The sequence below is a fragment of the Streptomyces xiamenensis genome, assembly GCF_000993785.3.
Classification (GTDB): domain Bacteria; phylum Actinomycetota; class Actinomycetes; order Streptomycetales; family Streptomycetaceae; genus Streptomyces; species Streptomyces xiamenensis.
In genome coordinates this window covers 5,498,810-5,518,544 of the sequence record NZ_CP009922.3, presented here as the reverse complement: position 1 = coordinate 5,518,544, position 19,735 = coordinate 5,498,810, and the positions used below count along the sequence as shown (strand labels likewise).

Below are 19,735 nucleotides of genomic sequence, written 5' to 3'. Positions count from 1 at the left end.
CGGGCGACACCGCCCGCGCCGCGCCGCGGGCGTCAGCGGGCGCGGCGGTAGGTCGCGCCGTCGCGGGTGCGGGTGAGCAGGCCGGACTCCACCAGATAGCGGCGCAGGGCCGGAGCATCGTGGTGGACGGTGTGCAGGGCCTCGTTGATCTCCCGCTCGTGGTAAGCGCGCTCGCGCTCGAAGAGGGTGTCCGCGAGATGACGGAGCAGTTGCTCGCGCCGGGCGGCGCGGCGCGGGATGGCGATCAACCGGCCCCGGGCGAACAGGGCCGATATGTCGTGGGCGGTGCCGGTGGGGTCCTCGGTCATGGCCGGAAGGGTGGCAGCGGGCCGCCGCGTGGGCAACCTGTTTTGCGCCCGCCCGCGCCACCGGTGTACTGGGGGCATGCCCGAGGAGGACGTACCACTGTGGGTGCCGCCGATGCTGGCGGTGGAGGGCGAGCCGCCCACCGGGGCCTGGGGGTACGAGTACAAGTGGGACGGCTACCGGTGCTGTCTGCGGATCGGAGCCGGCGGGTCGGTGCGCGCCACCAGCCGGGCGGGCAACGACTTCACCGGGCGCTACCCGGAGCTGGCGGAGATCGAGGCCGGGCCGGTCGTGCTGGACGGGGAGATCGTGGCGCTGGACGCGGCGGGCCGGCCCGACTTCGGACTGCTGCAGCGGCGCGCGCAGCCGCCGTACACGCCGGTGGTGTTCTTCGCCTTCGACGTACTGTGGCACGAGGGGCGCGGGCTGCTGGAGGAGCCGTACGAGCGGCGGCGGGCCGTCCTCGCCTCGCTGGCCCCGCCGCCGGAGTCACGGCTGGCGGTGCCGCCGTTCTACGCCGGGCCCCGGGCGCGGCCCGACGAGCTGCTGGAGGTGGCACGGGCGAACGGCCTGGAAGGGCTGGTCGCCAAGCGGCTCGACTCCCGCTACCGGCCCGGGCGGCGGTCGCCGCTGTGGGTGAAGAAGCCGCTGGTGCGGACCCAGGAGGTGGTGATCGGCGGCTGGCAGCCGGGGGCGGGGCAGCGCGGCGGGTCGATCGGTTCGCTGCTGGTGGGCGCGTACGACGAGGGGGGCGGGCTGCGCTATCTGGGCCGGGTGGGTTCGGGGTTCACCCGGGGGATGCTGGCCGAACTGCTGGCGTTGCTGGGGCCGCTGGCCCGGGCGGATCCGCCGTTCGCCGACCCGGTGCCGCGCGAGCACGGGCGCCGGGCCCACTGGGTGGACCCGGCGCTGGTGGGTGAGGCCGCCTACCGGGCCTGGACCCGCGACGGCCGGCTGCGGCAGCCGTCCTGGCGCGGGCTGCGTCCGGACAAGACCCCCGGGGAGGTGGTCCGGCCCGGGGGGGCCGCCTGACGGATCCCCGCCCAGCGGCCCCCGGGGAGCGCTCACTCCTTGACGGAACCGGCGTTGGCGCCCCGGATGAAGTAGCGCTGGAAGCAGAAGAACAGGATGGCCACCGGGATGGTGGACAGCGCCGCCGCCGCCAGCTTCAGCGGGAACTGCCCGCCGCTGCCCAGGCCGCCGGAGACCAGCCGGGCCAGGCCCGTGGTGAGCGTCTCGTACTCGGCCGACTGGGTGGAGACCAGGAAGTGGGTGAACTCGTTCCACGATCCCTGGAAGGACAGGATGGTGAGGGTGATCAGCGCGGGCCTGGCCATGGGCAGCACCACCGACCAGTAGATGCGGAACACCCCGGCGCCGTCGATCCGCGCGGCCTCCTCGACCTCCCTGGGCACCGACTCGAAGAACTGCTTCATGATGAAGATCCCGGCCGCGTCCACCAGCAGCGGGATCACCATGCCCGCGTAGGTGTCGAACATCCCGAAGGTCGACAGGACCAGGAACTTGGGGATCAGCAGCACGATGCCGGGCACCGCCATCACGGCGAGCAGGAAGAGGAACAGCAGCCGACGGCCGGGGAACTTCAGCCGGGCCAGGGCGTAGCCGGCCATCGAGTCGAACAGCACCCGTCCCGCGGTCACCAGGACGGTGACGAAGGCGGAGTTGCCCAGCCAGCGCAGGAAGGGCACGGTCTCGTGGGACTCGCTCAGCCCGAACAGCCGCTGGTAGGCGGCGGTGGTCGGGGTGGCGGGCCACAGCGACAGCGGGTTGGCCGCGGCGTCCGGGTTGGTCTTGAAGCTCGTGGCCAGCTGGATGACGAACGGCATGACGTACAGCGAGGCCAGGCCGATGACGAGGGCGTAGCCCAGCACCCGCCAGATGACGGGTGAGCGGCCGAGGACCGGCTGCTCGGTGCTGCGGACCCGGCGGGCGCGGCGGGGACGCCGCGGGGCCGGGGCGGGCGGTCCCGCCGTGGTGGTCGTGGTCATCGCCGCCTCCCTTGGCGTGGGCCGCGTTCGCGCAGCAGCCAGCGTTGGGCGCCGGTGAGCACGAGGATGATCGCGAAGAGGATGAAGGCGATGGCCGCGCCCTGACCGTAGTCGGCGTTCTTGAACGCCGACTGGTAGGACATGAACGCCGGGGTGAGGGTGGTGTTGCCCGGGGCGCCCTGCCCCATCACGTACACCATGTCGAAGACCTGCCAGCTGCCGATCAGGGCGAGGGTGAGCACCAGGAACAGCACCGGGCGCAGCGCGGGCAGGGTGACGTGGCGCAGCAGCTGGCGGCGGTTGACGCCGTCCAGGGCGGCCGCTTCCTCCAGTTCGCGGGGGATGTCCTGGAGCGCGGCCAGGAAGATCAGCATGAAGGTGCCCGAGGTGGTCCAGGTGGCGAGCAGGATCATCGTGGACATCGCCACCGAGGGTCCAGAAAGCCACTCGAACCAGGACAGGCCCATGAAGCTGTGGTCGGCGAGCAGCCCGGAGGGTTGCTCGGGGTCGACCAGGCCGAGGTTGCCCAGGGTCACCCACACCACGCCGCGCGGGTCGGCGAACCAGTTGGGGCCCTTGATCCCGATCCAGGAGAGCAGGCTGTTGACGGCGCCGCTGCCCTGGAAGAGGAAGAGGAAGATCGTGGAGACCGCGATGGTGCTGGTCACCGAGGGGAAGTAGAAGGTGGTGCGCAGCAGGGAACGGCCGCGCAGCATCCGCTGGTTGACAATCATGGCCAGGGTGAGACCCAGACCGGTCGACAGCGGGACGAACAGCAGGACGTAGTAGGCGTTGTTGCGCAGCGATGTGGCGAACAGCGTGCGGTCCAGGCCGTCCTGGGTGAGCAGATCGCGGTAGTTGTCCAGGCCGACGAAGGTGGCCTGTCCCCCGGTGAAGGGGTTGGACTGGCCGTTCCAGTCCAGCAGGCTGACCCACAGCGCCATCACGATGGGCAGCGCGAGGAACAGGCCGAGGACGAGGACCGCGGGGCTGACGAACAGCCAGCCCCACGGCCCCTGCCGACCGCGCAGTGCGGGCTTGTGCATCAGTTGCCCGCTCCCAGGGCCGCCTCACCGTAGCTCTGCAGATCCGCGAGGATCTTGGCCGGGTCGGCGGTCCGCAGGGATTCCAGGTCGGTGTTGAACTGGGACAGGACGCGGTCGAAGCCGCCCACGGTCACGGGGCCCTGGACGTGGTCCCCGGTGGCGCCCCAGGCGTCGATGCCGGGGTGGGCGTCCAGGTAGTCGGCGGCGGCGGACTCGCGGGAGGGCACGGCGCCGAAGGCGTCACCCATGGCGATCTGCTGCTCGGGCTGGGTGAGGAACTCGACCAGCTCGACGGCGGCGTCCCGGTGGGCGCTCTTCTCGGCGACGCCCCAGCAGTTGGTGAAGGCGAGGGTGCCCGCGCCGGCCGGGCCCTCGGGCAGCGGCAGGACGGTGTACTCGATGTCGGGGAAGTCGTTCTCCATCGCGCCGGCCAGCCAGCTGCCCTCGATGGTCATGGCGGCGTCGCCCTTGCCGAATGCCTCGCCGGCCCAGCCCGCGTCGACGTCCTGGTGGAACTTCCAGGTGCCGTCCTTGAGCATGTCCTGGACGAAGGTGAGGGCCTGGAGGTTCTCGGGGCTGTCGGCGGTCATCTCGCCCTGGGCGGGGTCGGTGATCCAGCCGCCGGCCTGCTTCATGAAGGCGCCGAGCCGCTGGTACTCGTTGCTGGTGACCAGGCCGGTGACGGATCCGGTGGTCAGCTCGCCGGCGACGCGCTCCAGGTCCTCCCAGTCGCGCGGGTAGTCGTCCTCGGTGAGGCCGGCGGCGGCCCACAGGTCGTCGTTGACGATCAGGCCGAGCGAGGAGGTGTCCTTGGGGACGCACACCAGCTGGTCCTCGTAGGTGAAGGACTGGCGCAGGGAGGCGGAGAAGTCCTCGACGTCACTGATCCGGTCGCCGTAGGCGTACAGCGAACCGCCGGAGGCGTAGTTGGCGAACTGGTGCGTCTCGACGTAGAAGACATCCGGCGGGTTGTTCCCGGCGAAGGCCTGACCGAGCTGCTGGTTGAGGTCCTGGGCGACCTGGACGTCGACCGTGTTCCCGGAGGCCGCCTCGTAGGCGGTGGCGGCGGCCTTGACGGCGGCCGTCTCGGCGTCGCCCGAGGTGCCGATGAGGACGGTCAGCTCCTGCTTGCCACCGGTCTTCTGCTCGGTCTCGCCGTCCCCGCCGAAGCTGGAGGAGCAGCCCGCGGTGGCGAGCAGGGCTATGCCCGAGGTGAGGGCGAGCCAGGTGGTGCGTCGTGTGGCCATGGGTCTCTCCATTGAGGGTGCAGCTCGATCGTATGAAACGTCAGATGAGTCGGATTTGGTCAGAATGCGGCGAAAGGTATCGGATATGTCACATGGGTGACCGGGGTGGGGCGGTGGACTCGCGAATCACCAGCTCGGGTTCGAGCAGGATGTGCTCGGGCTCCCGGTCGGGGTCGGCGATCCGGGCCAGCAGCAGACGGACGCACTCGGCGCCGACCACGTCCATCGGCTGGGTCAGGGAGGTCAGCCCGGGGGCCACGTGGGCGGCGGCCGGGGAGTCGTCGAAGCCGGTCACCGAGACCTCGTCGCCGGGGGTCAGGCCGCGGTCGCGCAGCGCCCGGTAGCAGCCCAGGGCCAGGGTGTCGGAGACGGCGACGATGGCGCTCACACCCGTGTCCAGCAGCCGCAGGGCGACGGTCCTGGCGGCGTCCACGTCGTCGATGCTCTCGGCGCGCAGCCCGCGCACCGGCAGCCGGTGCCGGCTCATCGCGGCCTTCCAGCCGGCGGCGCGGTCATCGCCGGCGCCCGAGCCGCGCGGCCAGCCCAGGAAGGCGATCTTGCGGTGGCCCAGCTCCGCCAGGTGGTCCACGGCCCGCTCGACGCCTGTGGTGCCGTCGACGTCCACCCAGTCGCCGATCTGCCGCTCGGACCACATCCGCCCGAACGCGGCGAAGGGGATGTCGTGCTTCTCCAGCCAGGCCTGACGGCGGTCGCCCCGGGTGGTGTCACTGAGCACGAAGCCGTCGACGCTGTAGTCGTCCACCAGCTCCTGGTACGGGGTCAGCAGCCGGGATCCGGCCGGCACCGCGAACAGCAGGATCCGGTGGCCGGCCGCCTCGGCGGTCTGGGTCAGCGCGTGCAGGAAGCGGTCCATGACCGGGGTGGAACGGTCCACCTCCACCGACTGCACGCCGTAACCGATCAGCCGGCTGGAGCGGGTGCGCAGCGTCTGGGCCGCGCGGTGCGGGCGGTAGCCCATGACGTCGATGGCCTGCCGTACCCGCTCCAGTGTCTCGGGCCGCAGCAGTTCGGGGGCGTTGATCGCGTTGGACACGGTCTGCGGGGAAACTCCGGCCCGGCGGGCGACCATGGCGAGCGTCACACCTCCCGCCTTGCCTGCCGTCCGGCTGGGCGTACGCGCCATCGCTGCCTCCTGATCACCGAGCCTGTGGGATTGGAGCGATCCAGACGGATTGCCGCAGCGGTGAACTGCATCTACATTTCTTGGAACGCTCCAATGACTCAGAAGATTGGTATCCGCGCTCATGAGTGTCAAGTCCTCGGCGATAACGAACGAGCCGCAGGCCGATCCAGCGGCGGCGGCGGGCATGCAGCCCTTCCTGCACGACGCCTGCGTCACGCTGTACGCGCCGAGCTTCGCCGTCTCCCGCCCCGACGGACAACTGCGGCGCGGGGTGGACGGCTTCTACCACAGCGACCGCCGCGCGCTGGCCCGCCTGGAGGTCGCCGTCCAGGGGGTGCCGCTGGCCCCGGTCGGCGGTGGCCCCGAGGGCGCGGACACCGCGCGGTTCCGGTCCGTGCTGCGCGGCGTGGCCCAGTCCACGGCCGACCCGGCGGTCACCCTGGAACGGCTGCGCTCCCTGGCCCCCGGTGAGCTGACCGAGGCCTTCGAGATCGCCAACCACGGCTCCCGGCCCGCCCTGGTGCGGGTGCTGATCACCACGGGCACCGACCTGGCCCCGATGGACCGGGTCAAGTCCGGCGACGTGACCACCCCCGTACCGCCCCGCGTCGAGGGCCGGTCCCTGGTGTGGGAGGAGGACACGCTGACCGTGACCCTCACCGCCTCGCCCGCGCCGGACGCGATCTCCGCCGAGGGCGTGCTGCGCTACGAGGTGGCGCTGGCCCCCGGCGAACGCTGGGACGCCGAGCTGGTGTGCCGGGCCTCGGACACCACCCCGCAGCCGTTCACGGCACCGGCCCCGGGCACCGCGCCGTGGGCGGCCCCCCAGGTGCGCAGCGCGGACCGGGCACTGGACGCGTGGGTGACCCAGTCGCACGCGGATCTCCAGCGGCTGCTGCTGAGCGATCCGCAGGCACCGGAGGATGTGTTCCTGGCCGCGGGCGCGCCCTGGTTCGCCACCCTCTTCGGGCGGGACTCGCTGCTGTCGGCGCGGATGCTGCTGCCGCTGGGCACCGAGCTGGCCGCCGGTACGCTGCGGACGCTGGCCCGCCGGCAGGGCACCGCCACCGTCGCCTCCTCGCAGGAGCAGCCGGGCAAGATCCTGCACGAGGTGCGGCGCGAGGCGCTCACCATCCCCCACGAGGGCGTGGTGCTGCCGCCGCTCTACTACGGCACGGTGGACGCCACCCCGCTGTGGGTGACGGTGCTGCACGACGCCTGGCGCTGGGGCCTGGCCGAAGAAGAGGTGGCGGCGCTGCTGCCGCACGCCGAGTCGGCGCTGGCCTGGATGAGCGACCACGGCGACGCGGACGGCGACGGCTTCCTGGAGTACATCGACGAGACCGGACAGGGCCTGGCCAACCAGGGCTGGAAGGACTCCGGGGACTCCATCCGCTTCCGCGACGGGCGGCAGGCGAAGGCGCCGATCGCGCTCAGCGAGGTGCAGGCGTACGCGTACGAGGCGGCCATCGGCGGCGCGGCGCTGCTGCGCGCCTTCGGCCGGCCGGGAGCGGACCGCTGGGAGGAGTGGGCGGAGCGGCTGAAGACACGCTTCCGGGAGCGGTTCTGGGTGCGGGACGCGCGGGGCGCCTACCCGGCGATCGCCCTGGACGGGGAGAAGCGGCCGGTGGACTCGGTGACCTCGCAGTTCGGGCATCTGCTGGGCACCGGCCTGCTGGACCGGGAGGAGAGCGCGCTGCTGGCGGCCCGGCTGGGCGGCGCCGAGCTGGACTCCGGGTTCGGGCTGCGGACCTACAGCTCGCGGATGGGCGGCTTCAACCCGCTGGGTTATCACGTGGGTTCGGTGTGGCCGCACGACACGGCGATCGCCGTGCACGGGCTGACCCGGGCCGGCTTCCCCGAGCAGGCCGGGGCGCTGGCGGCCGGTCTGGTGCGGGCGGCGGACGCCTTCGACGGTCGGCTTCCGGAGCTGTTCGCGGGCTGGGGCAGCGAGGTGAGCGCGCGTCCACTCCCCTACCCCGCGTCCTGCCGGCCGCAGGCGTGGGCGGCGGCCTCCTCCGTCCAGGTGCTGTCCTCGGTGCTCGGCCTGACGGCGGACGTACCGGGCGGCACGCTGACGGTGGCGCCGCGGGTCGGTGAGCGGTTCCGGCCGCTGCGGGCGGCCGGGCTGCGGGTCGCGGGCGAACCTCTGGAGATCTCGGTGGCCGCCGACGGCACGACCGAGGTGCGGGCACCGGGCGGCATCCGGGTACGGCGCGGCTGAGTCGGCCGGGTACGGGCCGGGCCCGTGCCGTGGGTGCGCCCACGGCACGGGCCCGGGGCCTCCCGGGGTGCGGGCTCCGGCTCAGTGCGCGGTGTCGCTGTGCCAGACGGTCTCGCCCTCCGCCGTCCTGATGGAGACATCGCCGTCCACGCCGACGACCAGGGTGGCGCCCGGATGGCCGCCGGTGCCCAGACTCCACACGACTTCGCCCCGGGGACCGTTGAGCACCAGGTCACCGTCCTCGGTGAAGGTGCCGCCGGCCACCGCCGGGTTGGTGTTGTCCGAGGTCCACAGCCGGTCCTCGTTCTCGTCGCGGATGACGTAGTTGTTGCCCTCCAGCCGGAAGCGGGCCTTGTAGGCGCTGATCACCTCCAGGCGGCGCAGTGCGGTGTCGCCGGGCACCACCTGGTCGCTGGGCGGGTCGCCGCCGACCGGGACCCGGCCCTCCGCCAGTTCGCGCAGCGCGGTCAGCGAGGGGGTGAAGGCGTACACGGCGCCCTCGGTGCGCACGAACCGCTCGAAGCGCAACGGGCAGGTCGTCGTGGTGTCCGAACTCGCCGGGAAGGAGACATCGGTGTCCCGGCCGATGAGCGGGTCGCGGCCCACCGCGTCACGGCGCTCGGGGAAGTTGTCGGCATTCACCCAGGTCGACTGGACGAACTCGAACTGGGCCGCGATGTCCGACTGGTAGCAGATGAAGACCAGGCCGCGCGGGGCGTCCGCGCGCTGGCCGGGGGTGCCCTGCGGGTCGTAGGGACGACCGTAGGGGATGCTGCGGCGCATCAGCCGGCGCCCGTCCAGCATGCCGTCCTCCTCCACGACGGTCGGCGAGTCGCGGCGCGGCAGCAGTCCGTCGCGCGGGTTGGTCTTGCGCAGGTGGGAGAAGAGCGGGGTGGTGCGCCCGTCCAGGTCGTCCGCGAAGCTGATGTCGTTGTCGCTGTCCGCGCACGGCGGGGCGGCGACATCCGCGTCGGGGCACTTGGCGACGGGCGCCCCCGAGGGCCAGCGGCCCACCAGGCGGGCGGCGACCCACTCCTTGGTGGCCTCCTCCGGGGCCGCGCCCGCTTCCTGGAGGACTTTCAGGTTCTCCTCGATCTGCCCCCACCAGCCGGGCACGTCCTGGGCGAGGCGGCGCACCACCTGGAAGGATCCGTTGCGCATCCAGCGGGGCAGCCCCGCCGGGTAGCGGTGGTCCGGGGCCATCCCGACAACGAACTCACCGGGGGTGATCAGGCGGGTGCCCGGCTTGGTGCGGTGGTAGTCGGGGCGTCCGGGGTCCTCCTCGTCGAAGTCCCGTACGCCGGGCTGGCTGATGCCGTCCTTGAAGCCGAAGTGCTCGTGGCCGCGCAGCCCCTCCTTGAGGGTGTTGCCCTCCTGCTCGAAGACGATGGCCACGTGCTGGGCCGCCATCCAGGCCCGCTCCTCCTCCAGGGCGGCCTGGAGGTCGGTGTGCCGGTCGGCGGCGAGGGTGAGCACGAGGTGGATGGCGTGCTGCTCCTCGCCACCGAACAGCCACTGCGCCGGGTCGCTGTCCTCGATGTCGCCGATGATCTCCTTGCGCCGGGCCGGTCCCTGGGCGAACGCCTCCTGGGTGCTGCCCTTCGGGATGTCCGTCAGCGGGGCACCGTCGAGCAGTTCGGTGAGCCCCTGGTAGGTGAAGGCCACGCCGCGCCACACGGCGGCGAGGTCCACCGGGTCCTCTCCGGCCGCGTACCGCCGGGCCCGGCTGAAGGAGGTGTTGAACGCGGCGACGTCCTTGGTGGTGGCGACGCGCCCGCTGAGTCTGCGCAGCCAGGTCCTGGCGCGCCGCCGGTCCTTGAACTTGGCGAAGATCAGCTGGACATGGTCCTTCTTGAAGCCGGCGATCACATCGCCCTGGATCTCGGTGGACTGCCGCAGCGGCAGCTGGGGCTGCTCGGAGGTGCTCTGTTCGGGGATGTCCGCCGTGCCGGGGCGGCCGGCGGGGCGGGTGGACGAGTGGACCATCGGCTCTCCGGTGGTGGACGGGTGCGACGCGTCGGAGGGGGTTCCGGGGGTGCGCCAGCGAACCTATCCATCGGGTGCCACTTATGAGTGGCTTTGCGCCTTGTGTCCACTCGTCCGTGGGAATGACGCGTCAGACGGCCCCGGTGAGGGCGGCCACCACCGCCGGGTACCAGCGGTCGGCGATCTTGCGGGTGCCGGAGTCGTTGGGGTGGACGCCGTCGGTGGTGTCGGTGGCGGTGGAGAAGCCGGTCCACTGGTCGACCACGGTGACGGGGGACGCGGCGGTGGACAGTCCGGCGGCCCAGCCGGGGATGGCGTCGTTCAGCTCGGTGACCCGGGAGCCGCAGTCCGCGCAGTTGGCCGGGGCCATCGGCAGGATCTGGGCGACCAGGACGCGCATGCCGGGGTTGGACTCGCGCATCTGACGGACCAGGGTGGTGTAGGCGTCGAGGATGACGGGGGTCGGGCGGGCGCTCCACACGTCATTGGTCCCCAGGTGCATCAGGACGACGTCGGGGGTGGTGGCGGCGAGCCAGCCGGGCAGCAGATTCTGGTCGGCGATGCCGGTGGCGAGATAGCCGCCGTGCCCCTCGTGTTCGCCGTCGTGCGGGAAGCCGCAGCCCTGCGGGGCCTGGGTGCCGACGAAGTCGATGTCGCTGTGGCCGCCGTCCACCAGATCACGCCACAGCAGGGCGCGCCAGCAGCCGGGGGAACCGGTGATGGAGTCGCCCAGCGGCATGATCCGGGTGGCGGCGGCCGAGGGGGTGACGCCCTGGCCCGTGGCGGCCCGGGCGGTGCCGGTCTGGGCCAGGGTGAGGCCCAGCAGGGCGAGGGCGACGGCGAGGATCAGAGCGTATCGGGGTGCGGTACGTGCGGTCAGGGGGTTCATGGGTGCGGCTCCCGGTGTGTCGGGTCGGCCGGGCATACGGCGGTGCTGCCGCGTGGCCCGGTGCAGCCCCCACCGGACGAACTCTCACATGGTGCCCCAGGGCGGTGGGTTGGGGAAGGCGGCGGGCGCGGTCACCGGGTGAGGGTGTTGGGTGGCGCCGTCCGGCCGGTGGGCGGCGACGGCGCCATCCGGGATCCGGCGGCGCAGGGCGACGGGGCGCCCCGGCCCCTGACCGGGCTGGGGTCAGACGGCCTGCCGGTGGCGTTTTCCGCCGATCCGGAAAGCGTGAATGGCGTAGCCCTGTGCGACGGCGGTGCGGCTGGCCTCGTCCCAGGTGAGCGCGCGCGGCCCGGCGGCGAACAGCGGGCCGGCTGTGCGCCCCCCGATCAGGGCCGTGAGGAGGGTGAGCGCGCGGTCGGACAGCGGAACACCGCCGTCCGGGAGGGCGGCCGCACGGGAGGCGGCCTCGGGTCTGATGCTGCGCTCGCCGAGGTCGATGTCGGGCACTTCGAGCGACAGCAGATCCATCACCCGCACCTCGCTCTCCCACAGCAGCTGCCACAGCGCGCGGTGCACGATGTCAATGGACTCATCGTCGAGGAGGGCCGTCAGCCGGTCGGGGGTGACGGATTCTGCACTGGTGGTCATGGCCACGCAGTATCCACCCTTTGGCCATGGCCCGTACAGAAGTGCGATCGGTTTGTGACGGGGATGATCCACTTTCTCGGCCCGGGCGTGTCCATTACCCCCGCATTGCCCTGTCTTTACCGGACTCCACTAGGGTGCGATCACCGGGGGTATCGCTACACCCCTCAGGGTGAGAAAGACGAGGTGACCCCATGGGCCAGATCGGACCCACGCATCTGCTGGTCGTCGCTCTGGTGGTACTGGTCGTCTTCGGGTCGAAGCGGCTGCCGGACACGGCACGGGCGCTCGGCAAGTCGCTGCGGATCCTCAAGAGCGAGGCCGCCGCGCTGAAGACGGAGGAGCCTCAGCCCCACCAGCCGCAGCAGCAGGCCCAGCCCGTCCAGCCGGTCCCACAGCTCCAGCATCCGCAGCAGGCTCCAGAGCCCGTGCACCAGCCGCCCGTGAGTTCATGAAGCCTTCGTAACCCCGCGCCCCGCGTGCCGCCCGACGGTCCGCGGGGCGCGTTGCGTGTGCGGCCCCCTCCCCGGGCCGGGCGGCGTCAGCGGCCGGCGGCGGAGGCGCGTCCCGGCTTGCGGGCCTCGATCAGGAATCTGCTGCTGTGGGCGAGGAACGGGCCCTCGGCGCGGATCCGCTCGTGCAGGCGGCGCAGCGCGGGGCGGTGCGCCGCGACGGTGAATCCGGGCACGATCCAGATGACCTTGCGCAGGAACCAGACGACGGCGCCGATGTCGTGGAAGACCATGCGCAGCGAGGCGGTGCGCAGGTCCACCACGCGCAGCCCGGCGGCCTCGGCCGCCGCGCGGGCGGTCGCCGGCTCCCGGCCGTCCGGCCCCGGCTGCGGCCCCAGGAAGTGCTCGGTCAGCTCGGCGGCGCTGCGCGGGCCGACCTCCTGGGCCAAGAACGCGCCGCCGGGGCGCAGCAGCCGGGCGATGAGCGGCCAGTCGGTGCGCACCGGGTGCCGGGCGGTCACCAGGTCGAAGGAGCCATCGGCGAACGGCAGCCGGCCGTCGGCCCGCGGGGTCACCACCCGTACCCCGCGCGGGCCGAGCCGGGCGGTGGCGAGGGCGACGTTGGGCGGCCAGGACTCGGTGACGGTCATCCGCGGGGGCAGGACGGGCGCCTCGTCGATGACCTCGCCGCCGCCGGTGTCCAGGTCCAGGGCCGTTTCCACGGTGGCGAGCCGGGCGGCCAGCAGCCGGGCGTATCCCCACGGGGGCCGTTCCTCCTCGGCCCGGCCCGCCAGCCAGGAGAAGTCCCAGCCGTCGACGGAGGCGGCCTCCGCCTCCGTCAGGAGGTCCTCGAAGTCCCGCACGGTGCTCGCCATCCGCCCAGGCTGCCACCGGGTCGCGGCCCGCCGCCACCGGATATCGCCGGGCGGCGTCCGGACGCACCGGCATGCGGTCGGCGCGGGTGGTGGGATATCCGCCGCGGCTGCGCGAGGCTGCGGAGGCGAGCACGGCCGACCGAGGGCAGGAGCGAGATGCCGGGCACCGGAACCGATCAGAGCGTCGACGCGCTGCCGCGCCGCAGGCGGATGCTGGTGCTGGCGATCTGCTGCATGTCGCTGCTGATCGTCAGTCTGGACATCACGGCGCTGAATGTGGCGCTGCCCTCGCTGGGGCGGGACCTGAACGCCGATGTGTCGGGGCTGCAGTGGACGGTGGACGCGTACACCCTCGTGCTGGCCTCGTTCCTGATGCTGTCGGGGTCGATGGCGGACCGGCTGGGGCGGCGGCGGGTGTTCACGACGGGGCTGGTGATCTTCACGACGGGCTCGCTGCTGTGCGCGCTGGCGCCGGGGCTCGGCTGGCTGGTCGGTTTCCGGATGCTCCAGGCGCTGGGCGGCTCGATGCTCAACCCGGTGGCCATGTCGATCATCAGGAACACCTTCCACGACCCGAAGGAGTTGGCGCGGGCCATCGGGTTGTGGGGCGGGGTGGTGGGGATCTCCATGGCGGCGGGGCCGATCGTCGGCGGCGCGCTGGTGCAGGCGTTCGACTGGCGGGCGGTGTTCTGGATCAACATCCCGGTGGGGATCACCGCACTCGTCCTCACTCGGCGTTTCGTCCCGGAGTCGCGGGCACCCCGGGCACGCCGGATCGATCCGGTGGGCCAGTTGCTGGTGATCCTGCTGCTGGGTTCGCTGACCTTCGGCATCATCGAGGGCGGGCGCGGGGAGTGGACCAGCGCGCCGATCGTCGGCTGCTTCCTGGTCGCCGCGCTCTCGCTGCCGGCGCTGGTGTGGTACGAGTCGCGGCGCTTCGAACCGCTGCTGGATCCGCGGTTCTTCCGCAGCGCACCGTTCAGCGGGGCCAGCGCGATCGCGGTGAGCGCGTTCGCCGCGCTGAGCGGTTTTCTGTTCCTGAACACGCTGTATCTCCAGGACCAGCGCCAGTTGTCGGCGCTGGAGGCGGGGACGTATCTGCTGCCCATGGCGGGGGTGACGCTGGTGCTGGCACCGGTCTCGGGGTGGCTGATCAACCGGGTCGGGGCCCGGCTGCCGCTGCTGCTGGCGGGGAGCGCGCTCACCGCTTCCGGGCTGATGTTCGCGGGCTGGCAGGCGGAGAGCGACAACGCGCGGCTGTTCACGGCCTATGTGCTCTTCGGCATCGGTTTCGGTCTGGTGAACGCGCCGATCACCAACACGGCGGTGACCGGGATGCCGCGGGCCCAGGCGGGGGTCGCGGCGGGCATCGCCTCGACCAGCAGGCAGGTGGGTTCGGCGCTGGGGGTGGCGATGGTGGGGACAGCGCTGGCCGCCGGTTCGATGCGGACCGGGTGGTGGATCATCACTGTCTGCGCGGTGTCGGTGCTGGTCATCGGGCTGCTCACCAGCGGGCCGTGGGCGCAGGCTTCCGCCGGGCGGGCGGCCGAACGGCTGGCGGCCTCGGGGCAGCGTCCGGGAAACCACTGAGGCAACCCCTTTTCGACAACTCCCCCGCCGGCCCGAAACATTGGGGTCATCATTTCAAGCTATTATCCATTTCCATCATGGCCACGCATCCGGCAATGAAGGGAGCACGGAGATAGCGCTTCGCATTTGGCTCAGCAGCGCGGGGACCGCCAGCACTCAGGTGATGCGCATGTTGCGCGAAAACCCCGACGCCGCCGCCGTACGGATCCACGGCACCAATATCAGCCCGACCGCGCCCGCACTGGCCGCCTGTGATGTGAGCGAGGTCGAACCCTATCGGGTCAACAATCACGTTTACGCCGAATTCGCCCTGGACTTCTGCCAACGGCACGGCATCGATGTCCTGATACCCCCGCGGCGACTCGACGCGCTGGCGGGACGGGCCGAGGACTTCGCGCGGATCGGAACCCGGCTGATGTGCTCACCGCCGTCCGCGGTGGACATCCTCACCAGCAAGAGCCGCACGTACGAGGCCGCCCGCGCGGCCGGCATCCCGGTGCCCGAGTGGCGGGTGGTGCGCGACGCCGACCAGCTGCGGACGGCGGTGGAGGAGCTGGGCCGGGAGGGCGAGACCCTGTGCATCAAACCGGCGGGTGAGTTCTCGGCCTTCGGATTCCGGATCTTCGACGACGCGCCCCTGCGGCTGCGCGATCTTCTGGAGGCGCCCCGGCCACTGGTTTCGGTGACCGCGGTGGCCGACGCGCTCAAAAGGGCGGCGGACGAAGAGGAGAAAGTACCCTCATTCATCGTCATGCCCTATCTGGACGGACCCGAGGTGAGTGTCGACACCCTGTCGGCACCGGGTGGGCGGATGGTGACCGCCATTCCCCGGGCCAAGGACGGGCGTTACCGGATGCTGCTGGACGATCCGGAACCCGCTCGTATCGCCGGAGCGCTGGTGGAGCATTTCCGGCTCTCCTATCTCGCCAATGTGCAACTGCGCCGGCTGCGGGGCAGGCCGGTGCTGCTGGAGGCGAATCCCCGTCCCTCGGCCGGCATCTACCAGACGGCCTTCACCGGGGTGAATCTGCCCTGGGCCGCCGTCCAGCTGCTGCTGCACGGCCATCCGGGCGACCTGCCGGTTCCCCGGCTCGGCGGCCGGATCGCGGTCACCGAGACCGCGGCCGAGGTCGAAAGCCCAGCGGCCGTACCCGCCCGGCACTGATCGCGGCGATCGACCGCCAAGCTCGGCAGCGGGCTTGGCGGCCTTCTCAGGGGAATGACGGGCCGGAAACGGGTAGAGCAGAGATGTCATGCACATGACTCTCCCTCACATGGAGGCACACCGATGTCCTTCCGGTCCTTCCGCACCACGGCACGCGCCCTCGTCACCGGGCTGGTCTCCGCCCTCGTCCTGACCACGGGAGTGGCCACCGCCGCCCCCGCCGCCCCGGCGGAGGAACCCACCGCCGCCGCCCGCGTCCTCACCTATGACGCCAGCGGCTCGGCCGAGTTCGCCAGTGCCGTGACCGCGGGAGTCGCGGTGTGGAACGAGAGCGTCGCCAACGTACGCCTCACCCCGGCCGCCGCCGGCCAGAGCGCCAACATCCGCATCATCGCCGACAACGGCTGGCCGCGCGCCCTGCGCACCAGCCTGGGCAACGGCATCGTCTACATGGGCCGCGAGGCCGTCGGCTACAACACCACCCGGATCGCCGCTCACGAACTCGGCCACATCCTGGGCCTGCCCGACATCAAGCCCGGCCCCTGCTCCAGCCTGATGTCCGGCTCCACCGCGGGCACCTCGTGCACCAACCCCTACCCGAACGCGGCGGAGAAGGCCGCCGTCGAGAACTACTTCGCCGGCAGCCTGGCCGCCACCGGGCAGCTGCCGGGACGTCAGCTGTTCACGGACTGATCCCCTGGCACCGGTGCGGTGGTCCCCCTCGGCGTGAAGCGCGCGGCGGGGGACCACCGCTCGCCCACCGGCCGGCCCTCGATCAGCTCCAGCACCGAGTCGGCCACCAGCGTCCCGAAGAGGTGCACGTCCACCGTCATGGTGGTGAACGGTGGCGAGGTGAGCCGGCACATCGCCGAGTCGTCCCAGGCCACCAGCGACAGTTCGGCGGGCACCGCGACGCCCGCCGCCCGGGCCGCGCCGAGCCCGGCGATCGCCATCACGTCGTTGTCGTAGAGGATCGCGGTCGGCCGTCGCGGCCCGCTCAGCAGGGCGGCGGTCAGCCGCTCCCCCGCCTGGGGCGAGTAGTCCCCCTCGACCAGCTGCGGCTCGATACCGGCCGCCGCGCACTCGGCGCGCATGGTGTCGCTGCGCACCCGGGTGTGCAGCAGGCCGGCCGGCCCGGTCACCCGGGCGATCCGCCGGTGCCCGAGGACCAGCAGCCGCTCCAGCGCTTCCCGCATCGCCCCCGCCGCGTCCGTGGACACGGCGGGGATGCCCGGCTCGTCCCGCAGCCCGCCGGCGATCACGGCCGGCATGCCCAGCTCGCGCAGCACTGCGGGGCGGCGGTCGGAGGTGGTGACGTTGACCAGCACGACCGCCGCCACCAAAGAACGCTCGGCCCAGCGCCGGTGGGTGGCGATCTCCTCGTCCTGGTGCTGCACGATGTGCAGCAGGAGGGAGTGGCCGCGCTCGGACAGCGTTTCCTCGATCCCGGCGATGAACTCCATGAAGAAGGGTTCGGTGCCGAGCAGTCGGGCCGGCCGGGCGAGCACCAGACCGATGGCTTCATTCGCGCGCACTCAGCCCCGCACCGCCGCCCCGTGCAGGGAGTTGACCGAGGAGAGCACCTCGGGGTCGGTGAACAGGTCCGGGTCCACATCCGCCCCGGTGCGCACGGTGAAGGTGTGGCTCTCCCCCGCCAGCAGCGTCACCAGCTGATCGTCCACCTCGGCGTCCGGTGCCACCCGGTCGGCCAGCACGCTGACGTCCCGGGCGAAGGAAGCGGCCGTCACGGTCACCCGGTAGCCGCCGGGCACCGCGCCCGCGTCGGCGCTCAGCGCGGCCGGGTCGTAGCCCAGGCCGCGATCGGGCCCGAAGGTGTGCACCGTGCGCACCTCGTCCGCCGCCGCCACCAGCACCTCCCGCTCCGCATCGACGGGCGCCGTCAGGGCGGCGTCCAGTTCCACGGTGGAGGCCGAACGTGCCGCCACCGACAGGGAGATCGTATCCGTGACCAGGACCTCACCGCTGAACGAGCGCCGCTCCAGGCGCAGCCGCGCCCGCCACGGTTCGCCGGTGTCGTTGACGGCGACCAGCGCGGTGCCCCCGTCGCGGGGCTGCACGGTCAGCAGCCGGGGCGCGAAGGCGTGGCGCAGCGCGTACCACAAGGGCTTGCGGCGTTCCTCGGAGTCGACGGCGGCCCAGGAGACCACCGGCCAGCAGTCGTTGAGCTGCCACACCAGGGTTCCCGCGGTGCGCGGCCACCACGAGCGGAAGTGCTCGATGCCGAAGGCGACGGCGCGGGCCTGGTTGAGCTGGGTGGCCCAGTGCCAGTCGGGGAAGCGTTCGGGGTGCGGCAGATGGGGGGCCAGGCCGCGCTCCAGCTTGCCGTTGCCGTCCTCGGCCTTCTGGTGCAGCAGCAGCGCGGGGGAGGTGGGGGTGAGCGGCCGCTCGTCGTGGATCCAGGTGGTGAGGGTGGGCCAGTTGGGCGGGCCCTGGAAGCCGAACTCGGAGCAGAAACGCGGGATGTGGTCACGGTAGGTGGTGTAGTCCTTGCGGTTCCACACCTCCCACTCGTGGCGGGTGCCGTGGTCGGCCTCGTTCGGGTGCACGAGGTCCACGTGGGCGTCGGGGGTGTAAGGACTGCCGTCCGCGTACGGGCGGGTGGGGTCGAGTTCGGCGAGCAGGGCGGGGAAGAGCTCGGTGTAGTACCGCAGTCCCCAGGTGCGGCCGGCCAGCCGTTCCTGCCAGCCCCAGTCGCGCCAGCCCCACAGGTTCTCGTTGCCGCCGTTCCACAGGACGAGGGAGGGGTGCGGGGCGAGGCGGGTGATGTTCTCCCTGGCCTCGGCCTCGAACTCGCTCCACAGCGGTTCTTCCTCGGGGTAGGCGGCGCAGGCGAGCAGGAAGTCCTGCCACACCAGGACGCCGGTCTCGTCGCAGATCTCGTAGAAGTCGTCGGTCTCGTAGATACCGCCGCCCCACACCCGCAGCATGTTCATGTGGGCGTCCAGAGCCTGTTGGACGCGGCGCCGGAGGCGGGGGCGGTCGATCCGGGTGAGGAAGTGGTCGTCGGGGATCCAGTTTGCGCCCTTGGCGAAGATCCGGGTGCCGTTGACCACGAAGGTGAAGGGGGTGCCGGTGGCGTCGGGGGCGGTGTCGAGGACCAGGGTGCGGAAGCCGATCCGCTTGGCGTAGGCGTCGAGTGCGCCGCTGTCGGTGCCGGCCGGCGCGAGGGTGACGTCCAGGTCGTACAGCGGCTGGTCGCCGTAGCCGGCCGGCCACCACAGGGCGGGGTCCGGGACCTCCACGGTGACGGTGGCGGTGTCGGTGCCGGCCGGGACGACGGTACGGGCGTGGTGGCCGGCGACGGTGGCGGTGAGGACCAGGTCACCGGCGGCCTCCAGGCCGGAGCGTTCGATGACGGCGTGCACCTCGGCGCGGCCGGTGCCGTCCTCGGTGACGGTGATCAGCGGGCGCACCTGGGCCAGCCGGGCGGTGTGCCAGCGCTCCAGGCGGACCGGCTTCCAGATGCCGGCGGTCTGGAGGTCCGGACCCCAGTCCCAGCCGAAGCTGCAGGCCATCTTCCGCACCATGTTGTAGGGGTGGAAGTTCGTGTGCGGGCGCGGTTCGAGCCGGCCGGCGATCTCTCGCGCGTACTCCAGGGCGGAGCGGAAGGTGACGGTGAGGGGCTGCGGTTCGCCGGTGGTGAGCAGGTCGCGGACGCCGAAGCGGTGGGTGCGGTGCATGTTGGCTGTCTCGCCCAGGCGGTGGGCGCCGAGTTCGACGGTGGCGACGGTGTCCAGGCCCTCGAAGACGAGGTCGACCCGCTCGGTGGGGGCGGCGGGCTCGGCGTGCACGGTGGTGGTGTAGCGCCAGTGGGCGCGGTGGGCCCAGGCCAGTTCCTCCTCGGCGCGGTCGAGGTAGGGGTCGGGGATGAGTCCGGCGGCGAGCAGGTCGAGGTGGGCGCTGCCGGGCACCTGGGCGGGGACGGTGCGTCCGGCGATGGTCTCGGGTACGGGGCCGCCGGCCGCCGTGAGCTGCCAGCCGTCGTGCAGTGGGTGGCGGGACATCGGGTGCACCATGCGAACACTCCCCAGTGAGTGAGGTGGCCTGACCGGGCTCTTGATTGTTTCTCAGCCGAATTAAGTAAGTCAACAGGAGAAGAAGAAGCCCGCGGCGCGCGGGAAGCCGCCGCGGGCCGT

General features: G+C 72.2%; 17 protein-coding genes. 6 read left to right on the top strand and 11 right to left on the bottom strand.

The window, feature by feature from the left end; translation table 11 throughout:
- Window positions 1–32: 32 nt before the first annotated feature.
- On the bottom strand, window positions 33–308 hold the full coding sequence (locus SXIM_RS25320; protein WP_030731749.1) for a DUF2087 domain-containing protein: 276 nt from the start codon (window positions 306–308) through the stop codon (window positions 33–35).
- Between the two features lie 76 nt (window positions 309–384).
- Here SXIM_RS25320 and ligD point away from each other — a divergent pair, with 76 nt between their 5' ends.
- Window positions 385–1,338, top strand: coding sequence for a non-homologous end-joining DNA ligase (gene ligD / locus SXIM_RS25315; protein WP_046725198.1), 954 nt, complete (start codon window positions 385–387; stop codon window positions 1,336–1,338).
- Window positions 1,339–1,370: 32 nt separating this feature from the next.
- Here ligD and SXIM_RS25310 read toward each other — a convergent pair whose 3' ends face one another.
- The 4 genes from SXIM_RS25310 to SXIM_RS25295 all read right to left on the bottom strand — a co-directional run bounded on the left by SXIM_RS25310 (window position 1,371) and on the right by SXIM_RS25295 (window position 5,752).
- Window positions 1,371–2,315 carry a carbohydrate ABC transporter permease gene (locus SXIM_RS25310; RefSeq protein ID WP_046725197.1) on the bottom strand — a complete coding sequence of 315 codons (945 nt, stop codon included), beginning with the start codon at window positions 2,313–2,315 and terminating at the stop codon, window positions 1,371–1,373.
- The gene (locus SXIM_RS25305; protein ID WP_043177282.1) at window positions 2,312–3,361 is read right to left on the bottom strand and encodes a carbohydrate ABC transporter permease; all 1,050 of its coding nucleotides are present in this window, start codon (window positions 3,359–3,361) and stop codon (window positions 2,312–2,314) included. Before SXIM_RS25305 ends, SXIM_RS25310 begins: the two co-directional genes overlap by 4 nt.
- Entirely contained in the window at window positions 3,361–4,608 is a 1,248-nt protein-coding gene (locus tag SXIM_RS25300) for a sugar ABC transporter substrate-binding protein (RefSeq protein WP_030731739.1), read from the bottom strand. Before SXIM_RS25300 ends, SXIM_RS25305 begins: the two co-directional genes overlap by 1 nt.
- Before the next feature lie 88 nt (window positions 4,609–4,696).
- Complete coding sequence (locus SXIM_RS25295) at window positions 4,697–5,752, bottom strand: LacI family DNA-binding transcriptional regulator (RefSeq protein WP_030731736.1); 1,056 nt, start codon at window positions 5,750–5,752, stop codon at window positions 4,697–4,699.
- Window positions 5,753–5,873: 121 nt separating this feature from the next.
- Between SXIM_RS25295 and SXIM_RS25290 the strand changes: the two genes are divergently transcribed.
- Complete coding sequence (locus SXIM_RS25290; protein WP_046725196.1) at window positions 5,874–7,976, top strand: amylo-alpha-1,6-glucosidase; 2,103 nt, start codon at window positions 5,874–5,876, stop codon at window positions 7,974–7,976.
- 81 nt (window positions 7,977–8,057) lie between these two features.
- On the opposite strand, the gene SXIM_RS25285 is transcribed toward SXIM_RS25290, so the two are convergent.
- The 3 genes from SXIM_RS25285 to SXIM_RS25275 form a co-directional block, all read right to left on the bottom strand.
- Window positions 8,058–9,962 (bottom strand): Dyp-type peroxidase, encoded by a 1,905-nt coding sequence (locus SXIM_RS25285; protein WP_053116298.1) that lies wholly within the window; start codon window positions 9,960–9,962, stop codon window positions 8,058–8,060.
- A 130-nt stretch (window positions 9,963–10,092) separates the two neighbouring features.
- The gene (locus tag SXIM_RS25280) at window positions 10,093–10,851 is read right to left on the bottom strand and encodes an SGNH/GDSL hydrolase family protein (protein WP_030731727.1); all 759 of its coding nucleotides are present in this window, start codon (window positions 10,849–10,851) and stop codon (window positions 10,093–10,095) included.
- A gap of 243 nt (window positions 10,852–11,094) precedes the next feature.
- Window positions 11,095–11,499, bottom strand: coding sequence for a site-specific integrase (locus SXIM_RS25275; RefSeq protein ID WP_030731723.1), 405 nt, complete (start codon window positions 11,497–11,499; stop codon window positions 11,095–11,097).
- Window positions 11,500–11,690: 191 nt separating this feature from the next.
- On the opposite strand from SXIM_RS25275, the gene tatA reads away from it, so the two are divergent.
- On the top strand, window positions 11,691–11,951 hold the full coding sequence (tatA, locus tag SXIM_RS25270; RefSeq protein ID WP_078635416.1) for a Sec-independent protein translocase subunit TatA: 261 nt from the start codon (window positions 11,691–11,693) through the stop codon (window positions 11,949–11,951).
- 86 nt (window positions 11,952–12,037) lie between these two features.
- Here tatA and SXIM_RS25265 read toward each other — a convergent pair whose 3' ends face one another.
- On the bottom strand, window positions 12,038–12,823 hold the full coding sequence (locus SXIM_RS25265) for a class I SAM-dependent methyltransferase (protein ID WP_030731719.1): 786 nt from the start codon (window positions 12,821–12,823) through the stop codon (window positions 12,038–12,040).
- 156 nt (window positions 12,824–12,979) lie between these two features.
- Here SXIM_RS25265 and SXIM_RS25260 point away from each other — a divergent pair, with 156 nt between their 5' ends.
- From SXIM_RS25260 to SXIM_RS25250, 3 genes are all read left to right on the top strand, one after another.
- Entirely contained in the window at window positions 12,980–14,413 is a 1,434-nt protein-coding gene (locus SXIM_RS25260; protein ID WP_030731717.1) for an MFS transporter, read from the top strand.
- 40 nt (window positions 14,414–14,453) lie between these two features.
- The gene (locus tag SXIM_RS25255; RefSeq protein ID WP_324604819.1) at window positions 14,454–15,578 is read left to right on the top strand and encodes an ATP-grasp domain-containing protein; all 1,125 of its coding nucleotides are present in this window, start codon (window positions 14,454–14,456) and stop codon (window positions 15,576–15,578) included.
- Window positions 15,579–15,701: 123 nt separating this feature from the next.
- Window positions 15,702–16,271 (top strand): snapalysin family zinc-dependent metalloprotease, encoded by a 570-nt coding sequence (locus SXIM_RS25250; protein ID WP_030731711.1) that lies wholly within the window; start codon window positions 15,702–15,704, stop codon window positions 16,269–16,271.
- On the opposite strand, the gene SXIM_RS25245 is transcribed toward SXIM_RS25250, so the two are convergent.
- Both SXIM_RS25245 and SXIM_RS25240 read right to left on the bottom strand, forming a co-directional pair.
- Complete coding sequence (locus SXIM_RS25245) at window positions 16,253–17,113, bottom strand: LacI family DNA-binding transcriptional regulator (RefSeq protein ID WP_046725194.1); 861 nt, start codon at window positions 17,111–17,113, stop codon at window positions 16,253–16,255. The genes SXIM_RS25250 and SXIM_RS25245 overlap by 19 nt on opposite strands.
- Window positions 17,114–19,603 (bottom strand): glycoside hydrolase family 2 protein, encoded by a 2,490-nt coding sequence (locus SXIM_RS25240; protein WP_046725919.1) that lies wholly within the window; start codon window positions 19,601–19,603, stop codon window positions 17,114–17,116. It abuts the gene before it with no gap.
- Between the last annotated feature and the right edge of the window lie 132 nt (window positions 19,604–19,735).

Bases quoted from the DNA above. Each gene is read 5' to 3' on its own strand.
- SXIM_RS25320 (WP_030731749.1), bottom strand. From the start codon at position 308: ATGACCGAGGACCCCACCGGCACCGCCCACGACATATCGGCCCTGTTC.
- ligD (WP_046725198.1), top strand. From the start codon at position 385: ATGCCCGAGGAGGACGTACCACTGTGGGTGCCGCCGATGCTGGCGGTG.
- SXIM_RS25310 (WP_046725197.1), bottom strand. From the start codon at position 2,315: ATGACCACGACCACCACGGCGGGACCGCCCGCCCCGGCCCCGCGGCGT.
- SXIM_RS25305 (WP_043177282.1), bottom strand. From the start codon at position 3,361: ATGCACAAGCCCGCACTGCGCGGTCGGCAGGGGCCGTGGGGCTGGCTG.
- SXIM_RS25300 (WP_030731739.1), bottom strand. From the start codon at position 4,608: ATGGCCACACGACGCACCACCTGGCTCGCCCTCACCTCGGGCATAGCC.
- SXIM_RS25295 (WP_030731736.1), bottom strand. From the start codon at position 5,752: ATGGCGCGTACGCCCAGCCGGACGGCAGGCAAGGCGGGAGGTGTGACG.
- SXIM_RS25290 (WP_046725196.1), top strand. From the start codon at position 5,874: ATGAGTGTCAAGTCCTCGGCGATAACGAACGAGCCGCAGGCCGATCCA.
- SXIM_RS25285 (WP_053116298.1), bottom strand. From the start codon at position 9,962: ATGGTCCACTCGTCCACCCGCCCCGCCGGCCGCCCCGGCACGGCGGAC.
- SXIM_RS25280 (WP_030731727.1), bottom strand. From the start codon at position 10,851: ATGAACCCCCTGACCGCACGTACCGCACCCCGATACGCTCTGATCCTC.
- SXIM_RS25275 (WP_030731723.1), bottom strand. From the start codon at position 11,499: ATGACCACCAGTGCAGAATCCGTCACCCCCGACCGGCTGACGGCCCTC.
- tatA (WP_078635416.1), top strand. From the start codon at position 11,691: ATGGGCCAGATCGGACCCACGCATCTGCTGGTCGTCGCTCTGGTGGTA.
- SXIM_RS25265 (WP_030731719.1), bottom strand. From the start codon at position 12,823: ATGGCGAGCACCGTGCGGGACTTCGAGGACCTCCTGACGGAGGCGGAG.
- SXIM_RS25260 (WP_030731717.1), top strand. From the start codon at position 12,980: ATGCCGGGCACCGGAACCGATCAGAGCGTCGACGCGCTGCCGCGCCGC.
- SXIM_RS25250 (WP_030731711.1), top strand. From the start codon at position 15,702: ATGTCCTTCCGGTCCTTCCGCACCACGGCACGCGCCCTCGTCACCGGG.
- SXIM_RS25240 (WP_046725919.1), bottom strand. From the start codon at position 19,603: ATGTCCCGCCACCCACTGCACGACGGCTGGCAGCTCACGGCGGCCGGC.